The sequence below is a fragment of the Carnobacterium sp. GW821-FHT04C06 genome (assembly GCF_059420345.1).
In genome coordinates, this window is the sequence record NZ_JBWKTN010000003.1 from 319,516 (window position 1) to 345,419 (window position 25,904).

Annotated in this window: 20 protein-coding genes; 6 read left to right on the forward strand and 14 right to left on the reverse strand. The window is 35.2% G+C overall.

Translation table 11 applies throughout. From position 1 onward, the window contains the following. The 6 genes from AC07SW_RS06880 to AC07SW_RS06905 form a co-directional block, all read right to left on the reverse strand. Positions 1-5,476 (reverse strand): SdrD B-like domain-containing protein (locus AC07SW_RS06880; RefSeq protein WP_494632514.1); only part of this gene is annotated, 5,476 nt, incomplete at its 3' end. Between the two features lie 47 nt (positions 5,477-5,523). Then, entirely contained in the window at positions 5,524-5,691 is a 168-nt protein-coding gene (locus tag AC07SW_RS06885) for a hypothetical protein (RefSeq protein ID WP_156099056.1), read from the reverse strand. Between the two features lie 65 nt (positions 5,692-5,756). Continuing rightward, positions 5,757-6,536 (reverse strand): carbonic anhydrase family protein, encoded by a 780-nt coding sequence (locus AC07SW_RS06890; protein WP_463685061.1) that lies wholly within the window; start codon positions 6,534-6,536, stop codon positions 5,757-5,759. Positions 6,537-6,553: 17 nt separating this feature from the next. Beyond that, on the reverse strand, positions 6,554-7,825 hold the full coding sequence (locus AC07SW_RS06895; protein ID WP_119907443.1) for a glycosyltransferase: 1,272 nt from the start codon (positions 7,823-7,825) through the stop codon (positions 6,554-6,556). Positions 7,826-7,838: 13 nt separating this feature from the next. Continuing rightward, entirely contained in the window at positions 7,839-8,300 is a 462-nt protein-coding gene (locus AC07SW_RS06900; protein WP_135022687.1) for a class F sortase, read from the reverse strand. Positions 8,301-8,544: 244 nt separating this feature from the next. Continuing rightward, positions 8,545-9,990, reverse strand: coding sequence for an ArnT family glycosyltransferase (locus AC07SW_RS06905; RefSeq protein WP_463685060.1), 1,446 nt, complete (start codon positions 9,988-9,990; stop codon positions 8,545-8,547). A 102-nt stretch (positions 9,991-10,092) separates the two neighbouring features. Between AC07SW_RS06905 and AC07SW_RS06910 the strand changes: the two genes are divergently transcribed. After that, positions 10,093-10,749, forward strand: a complete 657-nt coding sequence (locus AC07SW_RS06910) for a cyclic nucleotide-binding domain-containing protein (protein ID WP_494632516.1) — start codon at positions 10,093-10,095, stop codon at positions 10,747-10,749. A 446-nt stretch (positions 10,750-11,195) separates the two neighbouring features. Continuing rightward, positions 11,196-11,978 carry a (S)-acetoin forming diacetyl reductase gene (locus AC07SW_RS06915; protein ID WP_135017786.1) on the forward strand — a complete coding sequence of 261 codons (783 nt, stop codon included), beginning with the start codon at positions 11,196-11,198 and terminating at the stop codon, positions 11,976-11,978. Positions 11,979-12,042: 64 nt separating this feature from the next. Here AC07SW_RS06915 and AC07SW_RS06920 read toward each other — a convergent pair whose 3' ends face one another. From AC07SW_RS06920 to iolA, 8 genes are all read right to left on the reverse strand, one after another. Then, entirely contained in the window at positions 12,043-13,473 is a 1,431-nt protein-coding gene (locus AC07SW_RS06920; protein ID WP_051915705.1) for a sugar porter family MFS transporter, read from the reverse strand. 76 nt (positions 13,474-13,549) lie between these two features. Beyond that, entirely contained in the window at positions 13,550-14,443 is an 894-nt protein-coding gene (gene iolE / locus AC07SW_RS06925; protein WP_463685058.1) for a myo-inosose-2 dehydratase, read from the reverse strand. Between the two features lie 28 nt (positions 14,444-14,471). Continuing rightward, positions 14,472-15,500, reverse strand: coding sequence for an inositol 2-dehydrogenase (gene iolG / locus AC07SW_RS06930; protein ID WP_119907436.1), 1,029 nt, complete (start codon positions 15,498-15,500; stop codon positions 14,472-14,474). 33 nt (positions 15,501-15,533) lie between these two features. Further along, positions 15,534-16,541, reverse strand: coding sequence for a Gfo/Idh/MocA family protein (locus AC07SW_RS06935; RefSeq protein WP_034572361.1), 1,008 nt, complete (start codon positions 16,539-16,541; stop codon positions 15,534-15,536). A 39-nt stretch (positions 16,542-16,580) separates the two neighbouring features. After that, positions 16,581-18,494, reverse strand: a complete 1,914-nt coding sequence (iolD, locus tag AC07SW_RS06940; RefSeq protein ID WP_135022683.1) for a 3D-(3,5/4)-trihydroxycyclohexane-1,2-dione acylhydrolase (decyclizing) — start codon at positions 18,492-18,494, stop codon at positions 16,581-16,583. Positions 18,495-18,511: 17 nt separating this feature from the next. Continuing rightward, positions 18,512-19,477 (reverse strand): 5-dehydro-2-deoxygluconokinase, encoded by a 966-nt coding sequence (gene iolC / locus AC07SW_RS06945; RefSeq protein WP_034572366.1) that lies wholly within the window; start codon positions 19,475-19,477, stop codon positions 18,512-18,514. Positions 19,478-19,496: 19 nt separating this feature from the next. Next, positions 19,497-20,318 (reverse strand): 5-deoxy-glucuronate isomerase, encoded by an 822-nt coding sequence (gene iolB, locus AC07SW_RS06950; protein WP_208854071.1) that lies wholly within the window; start codon positions 20,316-20,318, stop codon positions 19,497-19,499. Between the two features lie 17 nt (positions 20,319-20,335). Then, positions 20,336-21,796: a methylmalonate-semialdehyde dehydrogenase gene (gene iolA / locus AC07SW_RS06955; RefSeq protein WP_034572370.1), complete on the reverse strand. Its 1,461-nt coding sequence runs from the start codon at positions 21,794-21,796 to the stop codon at positions 20,336-20,338. 356 nt (positions 21,797-22,152) lie between these two features. On the opposite strand from iolA, the gene AC07SW_RS06960 reads away from it, so the two are divergent. The 4 genes from AC07SW_RS06960 to AC07SW_RS06975 all read left to right on the forward strand — a co-directional run bounded on the left by AC07SW_RS06960 (position 22,153) and on the right by AC07SW_RS06975 (position 25,872). Then, on the forward strand, positions 22,153-22,908 hold the full coding sequence (locus AC07SW_RS06960; protein ID WP_034572372.1) for a DeoR/GlpR family DNA-binding transcription regulator: 756 nt from the start codon (positions 22,153-22,155) through the stop codon (positions 22,906-22,908). Between the two features lie 21 nt (positions 22,909-22,929). Then, positions 22,930-23,322: a tautomerase family protein gene (locus AC07SW_RS06965; protein WP_034572375.1), complete on the forward strand. Its 393-nt coding sequence runs from the start codon at positions 22,930-22,932 to the stop codon at positions 23,320-23,322. 322 nt (positions 23,323-23,644) lie between these two features. Beyond that, positions 23,645-24,691, forward strand: coding sequence for a PA14 domain-containing protein (locus AC07SW_RS06970; protein WP_494632520.1), 1,047 nt, complete (start codon positions 23,645-23,647; stop codon positions 24,689-24,691). A 74-nt stretch (positions 24,692-24,765) separates the two neighbouring features. Continuing rightward, a complete protein-coding gene (locus tag AC07SW_RS06975; RefSeq protein ID WP_494632521.1) occupies positions 24,766-25,872 on the forward strand; it encodes an AcpB/EbpR/MafR family transcriptional regulator in 1,107 nt (368 codons plus the stop codon). The last annotated feature ends 32 nt before the right edge of the window (positions 25,873-25,904 follow it).

Genomic DNA, 25,904 nt, shown 5'->3' on the forward strand with positions numbered 1-25,904 from the left:
CTGCTGGAATTTCTTTTGCTTTTACGGTTACTTTAACCGTTGTTTTCTTGCCATTTGATGTTGTTACTGTAATTATTGTTGTGCCTACTCCTGTTGCAATCCAATTGCCAGCTTTATCAATTGTCATTACTGTTGGATCTTCACTAACGAAGTTTAAGCTCTTATCAGCGGTATTACTTGGTTGGAACGTGATTGTTAATTTTCCTGTGTCTCCAACAACTTGATTTAACTCTTTTGGTTCCGCTGTAATGCTTTCTGCTAGAACATCTTTTGTTTTTAAGGTTGCATTTTTTTCTACTAACTTGTTACTTCCATCAATAGTATAGAAACCACTGACTCCGTCTGATCCAAATGTATCAGATTGAGCGATTTCTTGTCCGTCAGGAACTGATAATACAATATAATATTCACTTGCTGGTAAGTTTGCAAATATATACTCACCTTTTGCATTTGTTGTTACTTCTCCATAAGGTTTTGAATCAAATGTATACAGCGTTAATGTAACTCCGCCAATACCTGCTCCTGTACTCTGTCTTGTAACGATTCCAGAAATACTTGATTCTTGTTTTGCTTTTACAGTCACAGCGACTGTCGTTGTTTTTCCATTCGATGTTGTTACTATAATCGTTGTTGTGCCTACTCCTGTTGCAATCCAATTGCCATCTTTATCAATTGTCATTACTTTTGGATCTTCACTTACAAAGTTTAAACTCTTATCGGTTGTGTTTTCTGGTTGGAATGTAATGGCTAATTTACCCGTATCTCCAACGATTTGGTTTAATTCTTTTGGCTCTACAGTGATACTTTCTGCTGGAATTTCTTTTGCTGTTACGGTTACTTTAACCGTTGCTGTTTTTCCATTCGATGTTGTTACTGTAATCGTTGTTGTGCCTACTCCTGTCGCAACCCAATTGCCATCTTTATCAATTGTCATTACTGTTGAATCTTCACTAACAAAGTTTAAGCTCTTATCTGTTGTGCTTCCTGGTTGGAATGTTACCGCTAATTTACCTGTATCTCCAACAACTTGATTTAATTCTTTTGGTTCTACTGTAATTCCAATTGCAGGGATGTCTTTTGATTTTAACGTTGCGTTTCTATCCGCTACTTTATTGCTTCCATCAATCGCGTAAACCCCACTGACTCCATCTGGTCCAAATGTAGTTGAATGGAAAATCTCTTGCCCTTCAGGAACACTTAATACAATATAGTAGTCATTTTTTGATAGTTCGACAAACGAGTAATGTCCGTCCATATCTGTAATGACTTCACTTATTAATTTTCCATCAGTAGTATATAGTTTCATCATGATTTCGGATAATCCTAAACCTGTACTATGGTTGGTAATTATTCCAGAAATACTTGATTCTTGTTTTGCCTCTACCTTCACTTTAACCGTTTCTATTTTTCCATTTGACGTTGTTACTGTAATCGTTGTTGTGCCTACTCCTGTTGCAATCCAATTGCCGTCTTTGTCAATTGTCATGATTTCAGGTTTTCCACTGACAAAATTTAAACTCTTATCTGTTGTGTTTTCTGGTTGGAACGTAATGGCTAATTTTCCTGTATCTCCAACGATTTGGTTTAATTCTTTTGGCTCTACGGTGATACTTTCTGCTGGAATTTCTTTTGCTGTTACGGTTACTTTAACCGTTTCTGTTTTTCCATTCGATGTTGTTACTGTAATCGTTGTTGTGCCTACTCCTGTCGCAATCCAATTGCCGTCTTTATCAATTGTCATTACTGTTGGATCGTCACTTACAAAGTTTAAGCTCTTATCTGTTGTGCTCCCTGGTTGGAATGTTACCGCTAATTTACCTGTATCTCCAACAACTTGATTTAATTCTTTTGGTTCTACTGTAATTCCAATTGCAGGAATATCTTTTGATTTTAATGTTGCGTTTCTGTCGGTTACTTTATTGCTTCCATCAATCGCATAAAATCCACTGACGCCATCTGATCCAAAAGTATTTGAATAGAACATTTCTTGCCCTTCAGGAACACTTAATACAATATAGTAATCACTTTTTGATAATTCGACAAATGAGTACTGTCCATCCATATCTGTAATGACTTCACTGGCTAATTTTCCATCAAAAGTATATAGTTTCAGCGTAATTTCGGATAGCCCTAAACCTGTACTGTGATTGGTAATCACTCCAGAAATACTTGATTCTTGTTTAGATTTAACCGTTACTTTAACAGTTGCTTTTTTTCCATTTGATGTTGTTACTTCAATAGTTGTTGTGCCTACTCCTGTTGCAATCCAATTGCCATCTTTATCAATTGTCATGATTTCAGGTTTTCCACTGACAAAGTTTAAACTCTTATCTGTTGTACTTCCTGGTTGGAACGTAATGGCTAGTTTCCCTGTATCTCCAACGAATTGATTTAATTCTTTTGGTTCTACTGTAATTCCAACTGCCGGGATATCTTTTGGTTTTAATGTTGCATTTCGGTCGGTCATTTTATTGCTACCATCAATCGGATAAAATCCACTGACGCCATCTGCTCCAAAGGTATTTGAAGTGAACATTACTTGTCCTTCAGGAACACCTAGTATGACATAATAGTCATTTTTTGATAATCCCTCAAATGAGTAATGTCCGTTCACATCGGTGATTGCCTCACTGACTAATTTTCCATCTGAAGTATACAATTTCATAGAAATTTCTTCGGACCCTAAGCCTGTACTGTGATTGGTAATCTTTCCAGAAATACTTGATTCTTGTTTAGATTTAACCGTCACTTTAACCGTTTCTTTTTTTCCATTTGATGTTGTTACTTCAATAGTTGTTGTGCCTACTCCTGTTGCAATCCAGTTGCCATCTTTATCAATTGTTATTACATTAGGATTTTTACTAGTGAAATTCACGTTTTTATCTGTTGTATTACTTGGTTGGAAGGTTACCGTTAATTTACCTGTATCTCCAATGAGTTGATTTAATTCTTTTGGTTCTACTGTAATGCTTTCTGCTTCAATAGCAATTTTCTTAAGTGTCGCGTTTTGTTCTGTTAACTGGTTAGCTCCATCTACATATTTATAACCAGACACTCCATCTGAACCTAAAAAATTAGAATGACTTAATTGATAATCAGTTGGAAATGTTAATTTAACATAGTAGTCTGCTGGGGTTAACCCTGTAAAATTATAAGATCCATCTGCAGCTGTAATCGTTGTTCCTTCTAGTCCATTACTCCCCGAATATAAACTTAACTGAACACCTGGGAACCCTAATCCTGTTTCTTGATTAGTAATAACCCCTTTAATAGAAGAATTATTTTTCGGTGTGATCGCTTTTAATGAAGCATCAAAACCTTCTTGTTTTGCTAAACCATCAATAGTAATATAGGCTGTTGTTAAATCTTGATAAAATTGAACAGAACTAGCATACTCATAGTTTGTTGGTGCTACTATTTTCATATAATAGTATGCTTTTTCTAAGTTTGGAAAACTATACGTTCCATTTGCATTAGTCGTTGTTTGTGTCATTTTACCTGTTAAAACATTAACTAATTGAATTTGAACACCGCCAAATCCAACACCATTGTTCGTTTGATCGTAAATGGTTCCTGATAATGCTGAATCTTTTGGATTAATTAACTTAATAACTGCATCTACGTTATCAATTGAATTGCTTCCATCCACTCTTAAATAACCTGTCGAATCTCCCCAGAAATGGCTAGACCAAGCAAGCTCATATTCTGTTGGAACTTGAATTTTCACATAATATTCCATCGCTTCTAAACTATCAAAGCGATACGCTCCTGTTGCATCGGTCGTTTTTTGTCCGATTAATTTCCCATCCCATGAATAAATCACTAAGTCTACTCCACTGACTGGTTTCCCATTAGGATCTACTATTTTTCCTGCAATGTGTGAATTGGTGAAACTTCTGACGGTTACTTCAACTGTGTCTTGTGCTCCACTTGCTGAAACTACAGTGATTGTTGCTTTTCCAGGCTTTTTAGCCGTCCATTTTCCATTGGCATCCACTGAAAGAATACTTACATCAGAAACTCTATATACAAGATCTTTATTAGTCGTATTCGTTGGTAAAAAATCTACCGTTAACTGACCCGTTTCGTTAACTCTTGTGTCAATCACTTTAGGGCTTACTTTGATTGAATCTGGTAAAATTTGTTTCGGTTCTAATTGAAGATTTACCCCTGAAATTGCATTAATTCCATCTGGATGAAGATACACGGTTCTTCCTGTTGAATCAAAATAATTATATCCATACTTCGTTTTGTAATCATTTGGTATTGTCGCTTGAATATAATAGTTCATTTTGCTCAACTCTTTAAACGAGTAATTGCCATCTACTGATGTTGTCATTTGTTGAATAAGTTTATCTGATCCTGGTTCTCTTAATTCTACATGAATTCCTGAAAATCCAGATCCATCTTCTTTTTGGATTTGACCAGAAATGGTTGAGGCATTTTTATCTGTGACTGTCACTGTCACATAAACAAATTTTGTTGGATCTCCATTACTAGTAACTTTTAATTTCGTTGTCCCCGCTTTTTTAGCAGTCCAATTCCCGTTAGCATCAACTGTCATAATAGTTGAATCTTCACTGGTATAAGTTACTGTCTTATCCGTTGCATTTTCTGGGAAAATTCTTGTAGTTAAAGTTCCGCTATCTCCAACTAACTTATCAAGGATTGTAGGATTTACATTGATTGAACCTACTGGCACATCCTTATATAATCCTAGATTTACATTTTCTAATACTTCTTCCGAGCCTAATCTGATTGGCTCACTTTTCCCTGATTTATTGAAATAATTTGTAGCAATCACCACATAATCTGATGAAAATTTAATTTCAACATTGTACTGCGTTCCTGGATTTAATTTTGAAAAAGAATATCTTCCTTGTGCATCTGTTGTTGTTGTTTGAACAGAAGTAGCTGTTCCTTCTTCAAAAAGAGAAGCTTCTAATCCTGCTATTCCACTTTCATCAACATCTTGTCGTCCGTTTCTATTTGCATCTAAATAAGCAGTTCCCTTCACTGACGCAGTAGTGGGAAACAGACCCTGCCAAGCACCTGATTGAGTCTCACCTTCCGCTAAATCAAAGTATGTTGTATTACCTTCCTTTCCAAATCCTAGAGACCCCTGTGTATATGCTTTATGTCCTTCAGGTATTTTTACAGTTAAATAGTATGTTCCAGCAGGTAAATTACTGAAAGTGTATCTTCCATCACTATCCGTTACCTTTGTAGCGATTACTTGCTCTGCTTTACCATCGGTTAGTGTGACTGTTACACCTGACACACCAGCTTCAGTTGGGTCTTGTTTTTGGTTTCCATTTAAATCTTCAAAAAACACAGCTGAAATCGTTCCTGTTCCAGCTTTAGTTTGTCTTTTAGTTATACTTTCTGCTGACACAGTAGTTACCAAGCTTGGCAATACGGTATTTAACAATAATGTAACTAAGAGAAAAATTTGCATTAATTTATTCTTTTTCATTAACAGTTCTCCCCCATTCAAATCCTCAATCTAAAAAACAAGATACTTTATTTTTTTACCAGTTTACTTTTAACAACTAAAACAGCTCCAACGCCAATGGCTAATACAGCAGCTCCTATCACAACCCTCATTGGATAGCCCCCCATAATTAGTCCTACCGTCGTCATTCCACCACCTGTAAAAGGCAGCAAAACACTTGAACTTGGTGAACTCATCTTTATCACTCCCCTATTCTTATTTTTCAGGTTTTTAAAGGATGAACCTAAAAACCTAAAAAAGTTTAGTTTGCTTTTTGTTTTTGAATTGGGCGAACGTTATCTTTTAATACTTTTTTCAACTCTTTTAACTGATTTTTTTCTAACGTAATGGCATTCTTCATAACGAACCACTGAACGCCTTCCGTTGTTGGTGGCGCTGTGAATGAACCTTGGTATGCAACATAGTCTCTATTTTGTGGAATCAATGCTAGTGTGCTTATCGGCTCTTTTGTTTTTACTTTTTTATTATTTTTTAATTTATTAATTTCCTTGCTAACTTGGTCTAAAGCATAATTTTTTTCGCCTTCTTCAAGCATCACTGCCATAATTAAATTCTTTTTTTCTTTGCTTTCAAATTTTAGTTGCAACTCGCCATCGTATTGCTTTCCTTGTATTTTATGCTCGCTAGGAACATGTAGATTGATTGCAGTTAACAAATAATCTTCTTCGTTGAATGTAAGAATGTTTTCTTTTCCTTCAACAGGCATTGGCGTGAGTGTTAATTGCTGGTCTTGACGTAATAATTCAAAGTATCCTGGTTGAAATTTAATCGCTTCTGGTGCGAGTGTCTCTACTTTTTCCTCTTTTGAGATATCAATTGGTGATTGTTTCTTTTTTGATTTTAGTTCGTATTTTTTATTTAACTTTTCCCAATTATCCGGTCCTTTTTCACCTTTGTAAGACCAATCTAAAACACTTTCTTCTACGTTTTCTTTTGATTTAGCAGCTTCATTGGCATTCCCACATCCTACTAAAACTAACAATGTTACGACAAACGATGTAAATAAAACTTTCTTCTTCATATCTAAAATTCCCCCTATTATTCTCTTTCTGTTTTCAACCAGCTGTTTTCACCTAATAGATGTCGTTTAAACGCAATCCAAACGCTGGGTATTGTAATAATGTTGTATACTGTCATTGCAAATCCTGCAAAAAAACATTCTATAAAAGTATTGCTTTTTTGTGCTCGAATATGATTTGTATTAAAGTAATGACGTATTGTAAATACAAATCCTGGTAGTGACGTAATCAAAATTAACAGACCTAAATAAAGAATGATGCTCACCCAACTTGAATCCCCCTCAATACACGATTTAATTAACAGGATGAAAGAAAAAGTGATCCATATCCATGAAATTAGAAAAATAATGCTTCCAATTAGATTAATAAATGGTTGTGCTAAAAAATAATAAATATCTAGCTTTGCTTCTTTTTTTAATCTTTTTGATTTTTTTACTTTTTTGAGATATTTCAAACATTGGATATTTCCTTGTACCCAACGACTTCGTTGGTAAATTAATTTTTTAATTGAAGAAAGTCCTTGTTGATAAACCGTTCCATTAGATAAGTAACTAATTTTTCCATTTCGCAACAACAACCTTAGGGTCATATCATAATCCTCTAATAAGCTATCTCCCCATGGCTCTTTGCCTAAAGCCTTTAAAGCTGTCAACCTCGTAAATTGACCATTTCCACCTAGACCAACACTTTGAATGTAACTTCTAATATTTTGAATATCCGAAATCATCGTGAAAAATTCAACATCTTGTAAAAAAGGAAGAATATGTTGCGTATTGATAATACGCACTCGACATTGGGCTGCACAAACTGCTTTATTTGAGAAAGCTTTATTGGCTTCTTTAATTACATTCATGCCTAATTTCCCATCTCCATCAACGATGGCAATTACTACTTCTTTTTCTATATTTAGCGCTTTTGCTTCTTTTAATACTCGCTTGTACGCATCATTTAACGCAGCACCTTTTCCTTTTTGTGCGTTAGGTTTTGTCCTTTTTAACAGCCGTACTCGCTTGTCTTTGATACTTTCAATTATTTCGGCGGTTCGATCATCAGATGCATCATCAATTGGGATAATCATCATTCTCTTATACCGCAATCTTAATAAGTTATAAATAGTTCGCTTAATGACTTTTTCTTCATTCAAACATGGAATCAAGAAAACATAATAAAGTTGCTTAACTTTTTTTTTCCGTACTGGCTCTTTGTGCACCGGCATGATTAGCATTAAAATAATGTAAAAGAAAAAAATACCTACTATAAAGGATGACATGATGTGAATGATTAACTGCATAAATTCCTCCTTGTTACTCTAGCGTCACTAACGCTCTTTGTGTGTAACTTTTGATTTTAGTATCGAAAGCTCCTGTACAAGAAATTAAGGTAATCATTCTTTTATTACTGTTAATTTCAATTTTTGCATCTGGATTTGTTGTCGTATCAATGACTTCTCTTTTTACTACTTTAAATTCTCTATTTGTTCCATCTTCATACTCAATCACGACTGTTTCTCCTATTTTGATATTCTCAAGATATTTAAAGGGGCCTAATTGATTATTCCAGTCACGATGAGCAGCAATCAAAGAATTCCCAATATTTCCAGGAATGGGACTTGTTTGTAGCCAACCTGCTTTACCAAGTCCTTTGGGTACACTCATCCGCCCATCTGAATCAACTTTTGTATGAATTATTGGCAACCCAAACCCTTCCTTGATAAAAATAAGTTTAGTTGGAAAAGAGGAAATGATTGTATCTTGATCTTTTGCCACTTTTTCTGTTGTTACCTCTTCTTTAAACTTAGTTTTTATGTTATTGCTAGCTTTGATAAAGTATCCACAAATAAGTACTATAATTAGCACTACTGCTAAAAAAAAGTTTTCTTCATAATAAAACCCACCTTCTATTTACTTCTTAATATTATAGTTATCAATTTCACTAAGGATTTCTCAAAGAAAGAAAAAGCTATTTTTTTCTTTCTTTTTTGTCAAATTCCCCTCTTTTTTGCTTAATCGTTCAAATTTTAATATTTTTTCGATCGACTATCATTTTATATATATAGAAACAACTAACTCCTGTTAAGGTTGTGTAGACAAGTAATAACGGAACATGATACCTACCCTGTACTTCGATTAGTAACGAACCCATCGTATACCCTAACTCTAGTATGATATATAAATAAATTTTTTTAGTTTTATGCAAGAACAATGCAATCAAACACGCCATAAAGCTCATTATTAGTAAAAAACTATCAACAAAATAGCTAAATCCATGAAACTTACTTCTTGCATCAAGCGGGAAATTTTTAGGATTATTATAGATAGTCCAGTTATAGCCATAACTATCATCCGAGAATTTTTTAAATTTGATATTGAGATACGGTAGTAACTTTCCCTCTTTGATTATTTTTACCCACCGTTGTATGCCATCCCGCATCATAATTGAGCTGACCTCATCAATAGGTTCTTTATCATATAACTCCCAAAAATAATCTTTATCTTCTTCCGACCACTCGCCACCAGATTTTTCATTTGCTCCAACGTACACCCCGTATCCTGCTGAGGTTGCAGCGGTTGGAAAAGGATAGACGATATTATTAATAATCGGCGTGGCAATTGTAAAACTTAGGAAGATAATCATACCCGGAAGAATTTTTTTTAATGAAAGAAGTTTATTTTTACTACACACCAACATGCTAACTGCAAAGACAACCGAAATTAAAAAACCACTTGGTCGAATTAAATTAGCCCCTATCATCGCTACTCCAATCCCCAGAGACAACATCCAATTGGGGTTCTTACTCTTAAATAGTAAAACCCATAAGTAAATCGAAATAGCTATCAAACTCATAAATAAAGGCTCTGTAACAATCAACGTACTGTACATAAAATAAGAAGGCGAAAATAGGAAAAAAATGGTTGCAATAGAAGCAACGTATCGATTAAACACCAGTATATTCGCTTTAAAAAAATAAATTGAACCTACTAAAGTAGCTAAAATATTAAACAATTGTCCTGAGAAAATAGATTTCCCAAAAATTTGATAGAACCATGAAAGCACAGTAGAAAAAGACAAGATATGTGTAAAAAAGGGAGCATAATTTAATATGTCTTTATCATAAAGAATAGCCCACGAGTTGTTATCTGCTCGATAATTCGCTATTAAGTGATATAAATAAAAATCTGACGTCGGGCTGGTTGGAAAAGCAACTACCCAAATCATTCTTGGAACAATTACCAGCACAACTAAAGCCAGATAAAAGTAACTTTTTTTTAATTTATATAATTTTGCTAAGGTAATCCCTAAGACAAGTAACAAAATGATAAACAGACTGTATAGCAAGCTACTCGGCCACGAAAGAAGATTTTCTCCTGCTCTAATTCTTTTTAAATTATCATAAAATTTAATAAAAAAAAGAAAAAATCCTAATAAAATCGGCACTTTTAAAAATATTTTTTGCATTATCAATCCATCCATTCTTTAAAGGTTTAAAAATTATAATTTTAATGTTCATTTTCATGGTATTATAAATCAAGAATATACTATAAAAAAGAAGGTGTTAATTTGATAAATATTGTTGAATCTTTAGACTTAAAATCTGATAAACAAATGGATTACTATAAACTTAAGAAATTTAAAAAAGGAACAAAATTTTATTATCATGGGGATACTAATGACATTTTAATTATAAAATCCGGTACTGCGGTCATTCAGGCACTTGATAAATTTAGTAATTGGAGTAGTCGAGAAATTGCTACACCAAATTACTTGTTGACCCCAGAAAATTTATTAGAATTCTTTAAAATTCCAGAACAATTTGATTATCGTGTTGTTGCTATGGAGGCTGTTGAAGTTTATTTTGTTAATCGAGAATACTTCTTAAATCACCTCCATTTGAATCCACTAAAATTTCAATATTTTTACGAAGCTATGATTATTAAGTATGTTCAACAAAGTAAAAAGATGTTTATCATTAATGAACCTCCTATTGTAAAAACTGCAAATGCTTTATATTGTATTATCTATACTCTTTATCCCGGACTTAATGAGAATTATTACGCTCTTCCAAAATATATCAATCAAAAAACTGTTGCTGAATATAGTGGTACCGGGCAAGCTCGAACAAGTGAATCTTTTCAAAGATTGCGTGAACTTAATATTATTAACAACCAACAAGTTATTAATTTGCCGTTATTACTAAACTTTATCTTTACCCAATAAAAAAACAGCAACCAACTTAAATTATTCCGGTTCCAATAAGTTTTGTTTCTCTACATTTTATTTTTTATAAGTAATTGAAAATGGTTACTTTTTGTTTCTTCTATATTTGATGGCAGATTCATCCACACCCATAAACTAACTTTATTACTGTAGATTTATTTTTTCATTTTATTAAATCTCCTCAACTTTTGTACTTTTATTTTATCATTTAAAAAAACACCCATTCTTTCTTAAAGAAACTTTTGTTTTGGAAATGTGAACAGAAATATTATTGCTTTGTACTCAAGAAAATTAGATTAAACAAGACGATTGATGGGTTTTTATTACATCTCATTTCATTTTAAAAAATGAGGATAATTGTTTCTTATTGTGATTCTTTTCACTTGATAACTTATCTACATAGTAGTAAAATGTTATTATATAATAAGAAAGAAGTGATATGTAAAATGAGTAAAACTACTAACAAAGTTGCATTTATTACGGGAGCTGGACAAGGAATCGGAAAAGCGATTGCAGAACGATTATCAAAAGATGGTTTTTCAGTAGCGATTGCCGATTTTAATATGGATACTGCTTCAGAAGTTGCCAAAGAAATAAATGAAAATAATGGTACAGCTGTCGCAATTAAAGTGGATGTCGCTAATCAAGAAGATGTTTTCAAAGCCGTTGATCAATGTGTTGAAAAACTCGGTGGACTTGATGTGATGGTTAATAATGCTGGTATTGGGCCAACTACACCACTTGAAAGCATTACACCTGAATTATTTGATAGAGTTTTTCATATCAATGTTGCAGGCACAATTTGGGGAACTCAAGCAGCCGTTAAAGCTTTCAAAAAATTAGGTCATGGTGGAAAAATCATTAATGCTTCTTCTCAAGCTGGACATGTGGGAAATCCTGAATTAACCGTCTATAGTGGTAGCAAATTTGCGATTCGTGGAATCACTCAAGTAACAGCTCGCGATCTTGCCCCTCTTGGCATTACGGTCAATGCTTTTTGCCCAGGTATTGTAAAAACACCAATGATGAACGATATCGCACAAGAAGTAGCAGACAATGCTGGAAAATCTTTTGAATGGGGAATGGAACAATTCGCTCAAAATATTACCTTAAAACGTCTATCTGAACCAGAAGATGTGGCGGCTTGCGTGTCTTATTTAGCAGGTCCTGACTCTAACTATATGACAGGTCAATCACTCTTGATTGATGGCGGTATGGTTTTTAATTAATAAAAAAGCATCTAGTTAAAATCTTCTATATAATATAGAAGGTTTTAGCCAAGATGCTTTTATTTTACATATTACTTTCTTTAAAATTTTTATCAAATTTAAAATCTAATTCAATTTCTTCTAATGTTTTTCCTTTCGTTTCCGGAGCAAATTTCGCTGCAAATAGGAAAGAAAGTACATTTAAGAAGACAAATACTAGGAAGGATTTTGATAATCCCAGTGAAGCTAACATAATTGGGAAAAAGAAGCCCACTCCAAAATTAGCAATCCATAAGAAAAACGTTGCCAAACCCATTCCCATTCCTCTTAAACGAACAGGGAATATTTCAGAAAGCAATAGCCATGTTAACGGCCCGATAGCACCTTGGAAGAATGCTAGAAAAATGACTGTTAAGCAAACTGTAACGTAAGGTAACATGGGGGAATTTGCTAAAAAGCTAGTGGCCAACGACATCAACAACATCGTAGCAGTCGTTCCACCTAAACCTGTCAGAAGCATCGTCCGCCGCTTTACTTTATTCATAATTGACATGGCAACGATAGTGGCTATTACTGAAATCGCACCATTAGCGATATTAGCAGTTAAAGCCGCATTCCGGCCGAATCCTGCTGTTTCTAAAATAGTGGTTCCGTAGTACATCATAATATTGATTCCTGCAATTTGTTGCATAATTCCTAATCCGACACCTAACAATACTAATTTACGAATCCATGGAATTTTTAAGTCTTTAAAAGAAGCGACTTTAATTTCCTTTTCAGCACGCAATGAAATTTGAATTTGTTCAAGCTCATTTTCTGCATCTGCAGATGATCTAATTTTACGTAACACTTCAAGTGCCTTACTCATTTTTCCATTAGCTGCTAACCATCTTGGTGATTCTGGGACAACCATCATGCCAAACCATAAAATCACTGCTGGAATCGTTGCTAAAACTAACATATAACGCCAGATATTAGAGACATGACCAAAACTTGTTCCTAAAATAGCATTAAAAGTGAAAGCTAAAAACTGACCCGATACAATCATAAATTCATTTTGGGTTACAATTTTCCCTCGTTTATCAGCGGGTGAAACTTCTGCTAAAAAGGTGGGCACAATTACTGACGCCCCGCCCACGGCTAATCCTAAGATTGTTCTAAATAAAATCAACACTTCAGCATTTGGGGTGAACGTACATCCTAATGTAGCAATAAAAAATAAAATAGCGAGATACATAATAACCTTGCGTCGACCATATTTATCGGACAGACGACCACCTGCTAGTGCACCGACAGCAGCTCCTAATGTTAATGAACTTGCCACTAACCCTTCAACCATTGGTGTAAAATTGAGTTCATCTGGTTTCGCCATAAAAGGCAACGCGCCATTAATTACTCCTGTATCATACCCAAATAGCAATCCACCAAAAGTTGAAATAAGCGCAATAACTTTCATATTTTTATTGACTTGCTTAGTCGTGATTTCTTCATTTCCGTGTTCCACTTTCCTTGCCATTGTAGTGCTCCTTTCGCATTAAAGAGAATTTTTTTTAAATTGGACTAGCTCTTAATCAGAGTCTAGTCCAATTTGGTCACAACCCACAGGTATTTTTTATATAAGTTCTTGCTTTAACTGCATATTCAAAAGGATTGGCAAGTGCAGGATCTTGCTCTGCTTCTACTACAATCCAACCTTTGTATCCGCTATCATTTATAGCGTTCCAAATTGGTGAAAAGTCAATCATTCCATCTCCTGGAACGGTAAAGACACCCATTTTTACTGCATTTAAAAAACTGATGGGAGTTTTTCTGACCTCATTTGCCACACTTTGACGGATATCTTTAAAATGAATGTGCTTAATGCGGCTTTGATATTTTTGATAAATTGTCAATGGATCTTCTCCTGAAAAAACTAAATGACCCGTATCGAATAGTAAAAAGACTTTTTGAGGATCAGTCATTTCCATCAACTGATCGATTTCCTCGGTTGTTTGAATTCCTGTCCCCATATGATGATGGTAGACAATCGACATGTCTTTTTCTTTGGCTAAATCAGCTAATCGTTCCAAACCTGTTGTGACATTCTCCCAATCTTCTGTTGTGAAGAGCGGTTTTTTTGAAAAAAGTGGCGTTGTCATTTCCCCTTGTATGCTGTTCCCTTGTTCTGAAACAACGATTACCTTTGCGCCCATTTCATGTAAAAAATCACGATGTTTGATAAACGCTTCCTTCGTTTCACTAAAAGGTTTTGTTGTTAAAAAGGAACTAAACCACGCACTTGCAACAGATAATCCTCGAATATCTAACATTTCCTTTAATTTATGGGGTTCTTTTGGGTATTTATTGCCAATTTCTGTACCCACAAATCCTGCCAATGCCATTTCACTAATACATTGCTCAAATGTATTTTCTTGACCTAGTTCAGGCATGTCATCATTTGTCCAAGCTATTGGCGCAATGCCTAATGTTATGTTTGAATCGTTCATTCATTGTTCCTCCTATTGGCTTATTTTTTCAATCCTTCAATATGTCGACTAGCTGATTTGTCTCGCAAGACTTTTTACAGGCTAGTGCAATACGTGTTGACTGTAGTCCATCAAATGCATTGACTTCTGGTTGTCTCTTTTCTTGAATGCATTGAATAAATTCTCTAGCTTCATTTATAAAGGCTTCTCTAAATCGTTCAGGGAAATTTTGTGAGCAAGGACGAACCACGCCCTCTTGATTCATAACCGTCACCAGATTTTTTTCTGGTGCTGCTGCAATTCGTAACATCCCCTTCGTTCCAATCAATTCTGTTTCTACGTGGTAACCATGTTGGCAATTTCGACCCGCGACTAAAAGCGCCATCGTGTTATCTTCTAGTTGCATCATCGCCGCCCCTGTTTCAAGTTCTCCTACTTTATCTAGTTCTGGGTATGCGGCATTCTTCCCAATCGCCCAAACTTTGCTTACTTCTTTTTTTGTAAACCAACGAATCAAATCAATATCATGAATTGACATATCAACGAATAAGCCGCCACTATCGCTTGCGCCTGCAAATTTAACAAAACTTTCCATCCCAGAACTAGGATCAATTCCATAGCAACGAACTAATGTAATCTCCCCTAATTCACCAGCTTCTACCAACTTTTTTGCATACTGATAGGACTCATCATAGCGACGCATAAAGCCCAACATAAACACTTGCGACGGATGTTCTGCGATGACATTGACGGTTTGTTGGATATCTGCAATGGATAAGCCAATAGGTTTTTCGCTAAATACATGCTTTCCATGAGCCATAGCTACCTGAATTTGCTCGCAGTGAAAACCAGAAGGTGAAACAATAAATACGGCGTCAATGAAAGGACTTTCTACCATTTTTTGATAGTCCGTAAACGTTTCTTGAACGCCTAATTCTTCAACTGCATACGTTAGTTCGGCTGGCACAACACTACATGCCGCTACCAGTTCACAGCCTTGAATCGCTTCAGATAAATTCTTAGCATGAACTTTTCCTAATCGCCCTAGTCCCACAATTCCTACTCTAACTTTTTCCATATCGGTTCTCCTTAATAACTTATTTTTTAATGACTAAGCTTGGTACAAGGTTGGACAGCTATCTAATGAAATAGCTACTCGCTCACCTGACTCACGAGCAACTCCACAAGCGACCATTGTAATAGAGGCAACATATCCATCCCAAGCAGTTGGACCTGTAATGGCATCTGCTTGAATCGAATGAATCCATAATTGAAATTCCTCATCATACGCATCCATAAATCGGCTTTGCCAATCTGGTGAAACCGTTGTGTAATCTTTTCCTTTCGCTTTTACGCGTGTATACGAGGGATCTTCTAATGAAATTTCACCCGTTTCACACACTACTACACACTTAATATCATATCCAAATTGACAATTTACAAATACTTCTAAATCGATATGAATACCTGATTTTGTTTCAAGAATTACCATTTGTGGATCGTGTAATTTTTCATGTGTGTAACTTGTTTGTTTAGGCAAAATCACTTGGACTGAAACATAATCTTCTTGTAATAACCATCGTAACGCATCAATTTCGTGAATAGCAGTATTGATAATTGCCATCGGAGTTTCATAGTTTTTGTCCACCGTTGGATTCCGATGTGCGCAATGCAACAACAGCGGTTCTCCTAGTTGTCGATTTTCAATCACTTCTTTAAGCTCCATGTATCCGCGATCGTAACGACGCATAAAACCAACCTGAACTAATTTTTTTCCATTAGCCACTTCAGCATCTACAATTCTACGACAACCCTCACTATCAGTTGCTAACGGTTTTTCACAAAATACATATTTATTGTGTTTAATGGCTTCCAAAACATATTGTTCATGTGTGGGATCCCATGAAGTCACTACAACAGCGTCTACTTCTGGATCCGCAATCAAGGCTTCCCCTGTTTCATAAAATTTTGCACCAATTTCCTTAGCAAGTAGCGTTGCTTTTTCTTTATTAATATCTGAGATGGCGACAACATGCGCCCCTTGTGTTTTATGATTTAAGCGCTGAATATGCTCTTGCCCAATTGCCCCTGTTCCAATAACTCCGATTCTTAAATCCATTTGTATTTCCTCCCTTGAATTTATCTAAACTTTAATGACTTAGTAGGTTTTAGCATTCTTTAACATTGCTTGACTTCGCTGATAGGCTTCTTCAATACTTGGATTTTCGGAATTTTCAGAAACCCCTACATGCCACCAGCTGTCATAACCATCTGACATCGTTTTAGGCAATACTTTCATCTCAATCAGCGTTGAGCGGGTTTGTTTTTTTGCATCTTCAATTGCTAAAACTAACTCTTCTTTAGTAGTTGCACGATATGCTTTTGCTCCATATCCTTCTGCGACTTTGGCGTAATCAATGTTCATAATTTGATTGTCGCTAGTTCGAAACTCACAGTTGTAACTTTCACTGCCATTATCCATCTGTAAATTATTAATACATCCAAAACCTGAATTATCAAACAGCATTACATTGATTTTTTTGCCATATTGTAGAGAGGTTATAAGTTCTGAGTGAAGCATCAAAAAGCTACCATCACCTACCATTGCGTACACTTCTTGCTCTGGGTGGGCTAGTTTAGCACCTAATGCACCACTGATTTCGTAGCCCATACAAGAATAACCGTATTCCAAGTGATAGGTATTTGGAACCGCTGCGTTCCATAAGCGATGCATGTCTCCAGGTAAGGAGCCCGCTGCTGCAAGAGCAATGCTATCTTTTGCAACAGTATCGTTGATAGCGATAAAGGCACTTGTTTGAGTAAGTTCTGTATTTAATGCTTTTGAATACTCGTTGAGGATTGTTTGATCGAATTGCCCTTTGATTTCAGGATCAAATTGCTCTTTGTTGAAACGAACCTCTCTTAACCGATTTCGTTCAATAAGCCACTCCGCTTTTAAATCAGAGATTTTGTTACCAAAAGCTGTTTGATAGCCATTTAACCGTGGAATTAGTTCTTGCAAGGTGGCTTTTGCGTCTCCCACCACTTGAAAAGCATCAAATTTGTACGCTTGCATGCGATTTATATTGATGTTTAAAAATGTTGTTTGTTGGTAGTTAAAAGCCGTCTTTGAAGAAGTGGTGAAATCTGTGTACCTTGTTCCAATTCCAATAATTAAATCTGCTTGTCGAACGGCTTTATTGGCTGCTATTGTTCCGAGTACACCTGTTCCACCTAAATTATTTTCAAATCCTACTTCCACAGTGGATTTTCCAGCATGTGTTTCAACTAAAGGAATATTGCACCGAATTGACAGTTCCATCAACTCTTCGCGTGCTTCTGAATACTTAGCACCTCCGCCAACAATAATAACGGGTTTTTTACTTTGACGAATTTTAGCTACTGCTTCTGTTAATTCTCTATCCGTTGGTACTTGGCGATTGAGATAATGAATGCGTTTGTTGAAAAATTCTTCGTCATAATCATAGGCTTCGCTTTCCGTATCTTGAGAAATACAAATCGTTGCAGGTCCTGCCGTTGCTGGGTTCGTCATCACTTCAAAGGCCCGTAATAAGCTACTCATTAACTGTTCAGGTCGTTGCACTCTATCCCAGTAGCGCGAGACAGCCTTAAATGCATCATTTGTTGTAGTCGCCCCACTGCTTTCTTGTTCTAATTGCTGTAAAACAGGATCTGGTTGTCGGCTAGCAAAGGTGTCTGCAGGTAGTACTAAAACAGGAATGTTGTTAGCAAATGCGGTAGCCGTTGCTGTAATCATATTTGCTGAACCAGGACCAGCAGAAGCAGTTACTGCATATATTTTTTGGCGTAATTTTTGTTTGCTATAAGCAACTGCTGCGTGAGTCATTCCTTGTTCATTTTTCCCTTGAATCACTTTGAGATGTCCGGAGTTTTCGGCAAGTGCCTCGCCGATGCCCAATACATTTCCATGTCCAAAAACATTGAAAACCCCTTCTACAAAAGGAAATTCTTTTCCATCGACATGTAAATATTGTTGATTTAAAAACTTGATTAAAGCTTGCGCTGTAGTCAATCTGATTTTTTTACTCATCGCGTTTCCACCTTTACTTAGGATTGTGCTTGAATTAATTCTTCAATTTCGGCAACTGTCGGCATAGCCTCAGATGAGCTATGTTTGCTTACGACAATAGCCGCCGAGGCACTTCCGTATTTCAATGCCGTTTCAATTTCTTTTCCTACGCTTATTGCATACAAGAATGCTGCTGCATAGGAGTCTCCTGCACCAAAGGTTTTCAGGACATTTGTTTTATAAGAACCAGCACGGTAGGATTCCCCAGCTTTTGTATAGGCATAGGAACCTTCTACACCATGCTTAATCACAATTAAGTTGGGTTGATGTTTAAACAGATTGGAAATAGTCGTTTGATTGTCTCCTTTCTCTAGTCCTTCCATTTGATTGTATTCATCTCTTGTACCAATCACGATATCCGACTGTTGGGCAACTAAGGAATAGTAAATTTCAACTTCGGTGGGATTGTTCCATGTATATGGACGGTAATCCAATTCAAACGTCACTTGAATGTTGTGTTTCCGAGCGATGGAAATCGCTTTCAAAGTTGCTTCTCGTGATGGACTCATAGCTAACGCGGTTCCTGACACTAGCAACATTTTGGTTTTTTTAATATAATCTTCACTAATTTCTTCTGGTTTTAAAAACAGATCTGCTACATTTTCACGGTACATCAAAATACTACACTCTGATGGACTTTTGATTTCAGTGAATGCTAAACCTGACTTGTGTCCTTCATGATCAGTCACCATCTCACTTGTATCAATCCCAGCTTCTGACATAAATTTTTTAATAAATCGACCGTGCTGGTCATCTGGAATTTTTCCGATAAAACCGGATTTCACTCCAAGTTTTGAACTTCCTATTGCAATATTTGCTGGAGAACCTCCAACATATTTTTTAAAAGTCATGCTCTCTTCCATTGGACGATTGTATTCTACTGCATTTAAATCAATACATGCTCGCCCTAAAGCAATAATGTCAAATTCTTTTGTTTGCGTCATGTTGTTTGCTCCTTTTAGTTTATTTTCGATCCAAAATCCATTCATGAAAAGGGTCGTTATGAAATTGCCATTTTCTAGTTGGGCCTGCCATCACATTTAAATAGTAGGAATTGTATCCATCTGGGACAGATACCGGATGATAGCCTTTTGGAACCACGACTACTTCGCCACACTCCACCGTCATTGTTTCATCAATTGAACGATCATCTGTGTACACTCTTTGAAAAACAAACCCTTGTGGTGGGTCCATTTCATGATAATAAGTCTCTTCTAATAAAGATTCTGTAGGCAAATTATCTTGATCGTGTTTATGAGGTGGATAACTTGACCAATTTCCTCCATCTGTGTATACCTCAACGACTAATAAACTATTCGCTATCGGACTGTCATCAGGTAAAATATTGTGAACAAGTCGTTTATTTTGATACTTGCCACGGTATTCAATTGTATTGTCCTTTGCCGCAATCAGCTTTGTAGGCAATTGTCTAGTTGAAGGCGAATATGCAATCAAGACTTTTGCTTTTGATTCAGCTGTTACTTTAAAAGTTTGGTTATTGGAAATATACACACTATCTGTTGGTATTTTTTCAAAAACAGATCCTCTTGTGCCTATTTTTTTAAATGTTTGTGTAAAATCAGTAATCGTTATTTTCCCCGTCAAGGCTACAATACACACTTCTTGCTTAGCTAACGACTCTTCGTAACTAGAATTCAATTCCATTTCTAAAATCTTTAATTGGACGTAATGTAAGGGTGAGTTTTTCGTATCAATCTTTTGAACGAGTTGAACACCTGAACTTAATGTTTCGCTTATCGGTTGGTACTTCAAGTTTGGCATCATCAGCATCTCCTTTTTTCTTAGATAGTAGCTTTAGGGTAACGAGCAGTGACTACTTTTTTTCTTGTATAAAAGTCCACACTGTCTTTGCCATTGGCATGAAGTGTTCCATAAAAAGAAGATTTCCAACCAGAGAATGGGAAGAAGGCCATTGGGGCAGGGACACCTAGATTAATTCCTAACATGCCAGCGTCAATGGTTTCTCGGAAATAACGGATGGCAGCTGCGTTATTCGTGAATAGACATGCGCCATTCGCAAATTCAGATTTATTGGCTGTCTCTACCGCTTCTTTTAAGTCTTTAACACGGATAATTGACAATACTGGAGCAAAAATCTCGTCTCGCCAAATCGTCATTTCTGTTGTAACGCCATCAAAAATAGTTGGTCCAACAAAGTACCCTGTCTCAGGAATGGATTGGCGTCCATCACTGACTAAAGTTGCTCCTTCTGCAAGTCCTTTTTCAATATAGTCTATGGTGCGTTTTTGATTTTCTTCTCGAATCACTGGACCTAAGAACACTCCATCGTCAAGTCCATTCCCTATTTTTATTGCTTCTGATTTTTCTTTTAATTTTGCGATAAAATCATCTGCAATTGACTCTTCAACCGTTACAACAGCACATGCCATACAACGTTCCCCAGCGGAACCAAAAGCGGCAGAAACAATGTTTGTAACAGTGTCATCTAAATCTGCATCTTTTAAAACAATGGAATGATTTTTTGCACCTGTTAGGGCTTGAACTCGTTTTAAATGATCACTTCCTGTTTTATATACATACTCACCCACAGGCTTAGAACCTACAAATGAAATCGCTTTAATTTCTGGGTGTTCCAAAATTCCATTAACAATATCATGTGCCCCGTAGACAACGTTGAAAACTCCTGCTGGCAATCCTGCTTCTGAAAACAGTTCTACTAGTCGTTCCGTTAGTAATGGTGTTCGCTCTGAAGGTTTCAAAATAAACGTATTTCCACATGCAATCGCCATTGGAAACATCCAACAAGGAACCATCATTGGGAAATTAAACGGTGTAATGCCACCTACTACCCCAATTGGGTAACGATAATTAGCTACTTCTACATCGGTTGCAATAGAAGCTAATGAGTCTCCCATCATTAATGTCGGTGCTCCTGCTGCAAATTCAACATTTTCAATCCCTCGTTGAACCTCTCCACGCGCTTCAGATAAATTTTTCCCATTTTCTAACGTAATTAACCGTGCTAGTTCTTCTTTATGTTGTAGCAACAATTGTTGAAACGTAAATAAAATTCTTGCTCTTCTTGGTACAGCTATATTTTTCCACTTCTCAAATGCTGTAGATGCTACTTGAGTTGCTTCTGCTAAATCTTCTTTCGTTGAAATCGGAACTTGGCAAATGATCTCACTCGTAGCTGGATTGTAAACGTCTTCATATTTAGCTGTTTTACTAGCAACCCATTGGCCATTGATATAATTTCTTAATTTTCTGATTTCTGTCATGTTATTTTCCTCCTATTCAATCTCTTTTATTAAAAAAGTGCGCTTATTCTTTACAAATAATGAAAAAACAAGACATAACCAAATTAAATCCGCCTTATTGGTTAACTCTTGATTACATGTTACAATTAAGTTGGTTAACAGTCAATGTTTTTTTAATTAAAATAAGATAAAACTAACTTAAAAATCAAAAAAACTGTTAAAAAAAGGGGTTGACGACCCAATTAACTAATAAAAACATTTTATTTATATAAAGTTCTCTAGAAAAAAATCAAAATGATTAACTATTGAACACATTTTGATTATATGTTATATTTTAATCAACTTATTCGTAAATCCTCTGAAAGGTTGTTATTTATATGAAATTAAAACGAATTCAACAAGTAGAAAACTACATACAGCAACAAGGAAGTATCTCCTTAGATGAACTCTGTTCAGTTTTCAATGTTTCAAAAAATACCATTCGCCGAGATGTTAACGAATTGGAGAAAAGAGGGACTCTACGAAAAGTCTACGGAGGAGTTGTTGCTGTTGAAAATACATTAGTTCCATATGAAAATCGGACAATTCAATATCAAGAAGAAAAAGAAAAAATTGCGGCCATTGCTAGCACTCTGATTAAAGAAAATGATTTAATTTTTATTGACTCAGGGACGACGACAAGCCAGCTTTTAAACGCTATTTCTCCAGACTTACACTTTACTGTACTCACGAATAGCTTAGATGTAGTGAATCTTGTTGCAAGTATGGAAAATATCCAATTGATTTTGATTGGAAATAGCTATAAAGCCAAGACACGCTCATTTGTTGGAGTGGAAGATGAGGAACTCATTACAAAATACAATATTGGCAAAGCTTTTATGGCAGCAACTGGTGTTTCTATTTCAAATGGGCTAACAAACTCTGATTTGCTAGAATACCGTATTAAAAAAATGATTGTTGAAAAAGCTAGCGATGTTTATCTACTTGCAGATGGTTCTAAGTTCAATAAATCGACTTTATTGACTTATGCGCCATTGGAAAAAGTCGATACGATTATTACCACACCAAACATCCCAGCTGAATATCAAATATTCTGCCAAGAACAGGGGATTAACCTTTTGACGACCACATAACAGTTAAGGAGGAGGAAGATTATGCCATTACTAAAGTTTGATTTATTAGAAGGAAAAACAGAAAACGAAATTATTAAAATGCTTGATGTCACACACCAAGTTGTTTTAGATGCTTTTCAAGTGCCACCTGGTGATCGCTATCAAGTGGTCACCCAACATAAGCCCTATGAAATGAGAATGGAAGATACTGGTCTAGGATTTAGCCGAACTAAAAATCAGATGATTCTTACTGTCATTAGCCGTAAACGAACAAAAAAACAAAAAGAACAATTTTATCATTCACTTGTAACCCGTTTGGAAAAAGAATGTCAGATTAGCCCAAGGGATATTTTAGTTTCATTCGTAATCAATGACGATGAAGATTGGAGCTTTGGTTTTGGAAAAGCTCAATTTTTAACAGGCGAATTATCTTAATTAAAGAAAGAGCATGCTTCCTATTTAATCTAGAAAGCATGCTCTTTCTTTTCATTCGTTGATTTTTTTATTCCTATCAATATTTCTCAGCAAAATGAATACTTAGTTTTATCTTTTTATTGACCACCGAGCTTTAATTCGACTTTTTCATAGTTATTTCTTCTATTAATTCACAAAAATCAGTATTTAATGAGTAAATGAAAAACTTCTTAAACAAATTTATCTTTGTTCACAAAGAAGAATCTTTTTCTTTCTTTAGGAAAACATTTTGATGATTAGAGCTGATAAACTGAAAGTATAAAAAGAAGGAGGCAACAAAAAAATGAAAAAGCAATTAAGTATCATTGGAATTCTTTTAGCAGCACTGCTGTTTCTATGTATTCCTACTAAGTCTGACCAAGCATTTGCTGCAGACAGCAACACAAGAGCTACAACAAAATTAGTACACGGGGTTCATACAACCTATCAAAAAAGAAATGTACAAACAAACCAGTGGGAAAATTTCATGTCATTATACGAATCAAAAACACTGGATTCTTCATACAGATCAACTGAACCTTATCCAGGATTAGGTTTAAGAAACTTTAAAATCATCAAAACTGCTTATATTTCAATTACTGAAACAGGCTATTATAGTTTTAAAACATCTGGAAATTTAGGAATGACGTTAATGATTAACGACTCACCTAATTATGGAACACCTATTTATCTAAATGCTGGACAAGTTGCCAAAATTAAGTTTGAATCTTGGGATAGTGGTCAAATTATCGATCCTACATCTGGTTTATACAGCCACATCCAATGGATTACCCCGAGCATGCGTCCAACTACTAACTATGCATCTATCCCACTAGAAAAACTTTACACAACTCCTGATTTACAAGGTGTTGAGGTTGAAACACCAGAAAAATTAGTAAATGGCGTACATTCTGTTTACCAAAAAAGAAATACACAATCAGGCCAATGGGATAATTTTGTATCAGTGTATGAAGCGAAAACACTTGATTCTTCTTATAGATTAACAGAGCCTTACCCAAACTTAGGCTACCGTAACTTTAAAATTATCAAAACAGCTTACATTCCAATTACTGAATCTGGAACTTATAGCTTCTCAATGACTGGAAACCTAGGTTACACTCTAATGGTAAATGATTTACCTAATTACGGTACTCCACTTTACCTTAATGCTGGACAAGTTGCTAAAGTTAAATATGAAGTATGGGATATTGGACAAATCAACGATCCTACATTTGGTTTATACAGCCACATTAAATGGATTACGCCAAGCATGCGTCCTACTACTACCCCAGTATTTATTCCTCTAGAAAAACTTTACACAACTCCTGATTTACAAGGTGTTGCTTTATAAAAAAACAAAAAACAGTAACCCCGTAAGTTGGTTACTGTTTTTTACTTATAATTGATACTTGAAAGGAGATACTGATGTTAAGTAAAATAAATTCGCTTGATAAAATTGCACATAGAAAAGTTGAACTATTGAAATTACTAGCCAACCAAAATAAGCCTTGTTCTACTACTACTTTAAGCCAACAATTATCTGTAAGCAGTAAGACGTTGCTAAGCTACTTAAAAGAACTACAACATTATTTAGAAGCCTTTAAACAAGATATTCAATTAGTTAAAAATAATGATGGGTACTACCTCTCGAAAAAAAATTCATTTTCAATAGAGGCTGTTTACCACGAAATTATAAAAGATACTTTGTTTTATTACTTTTTTTTATACACATTTCATCAACAAAATGAAACAATCGATTCTTATGCTAAAGTAAATTTCTTTAGTTATAGCTATATATATCGCCAAATCCGCTTAATGAACCAACTGTTAAAGCCATTATGCTTATCGTTCGATCTCTCACCTTTAAAGATGAATGGGTCTGAACTCAGGATTCGCTATTTATTCTTTTATTATTATTTTTACACTTGTAATGGAGTTGAATGGCCTTTTCAAGTTGTCACTTCAGCTGAACTAGATGACGATATTCAAGCTATTGAAGCATTAACTTCTATTAAACTCTCATTCATTCAAAAAGAACAGCTTAAATATTGGTTTGCGCTTTGCCAAACAAGATATCGTTTAAATGAATTTATTGATCCAAAGGTGACTTTTTATCAAACTATTGCTCAAAATAGCCCATTTTATATTAGCTTGCTTCCTTTTATTAAAAATTTTAGTAAAAATAATGGTCTTTCTGAACAAAAAAATGAGGAATATTTTATCTTTTTTGTAATTCACCAGATATTAAATCTTCCAATTGAGTCCTTTTTACATCTAACAGAAGATCCTCTAATAAAGAAAACAGCACATCTATTAGAAGACACTGTTAAACTTTTCCCAAAAGCAAAACTATCAACTTTTTTTAAAAATGAACTATTTTACTTAGTTTATTTAAGTTCTCATTTAGGTGACTCTTATCTTGAATTATTAGAAAACACCTACCAACAGTCACCTATTAGTAATTCTTACCAGACAGAACTAGCTACTCTTCTTGATGAAAATAAAATAGATTCTGATAAAATGCCTTTTTAAAAAAAAAATATAACGCACTTAATTCATCGCCA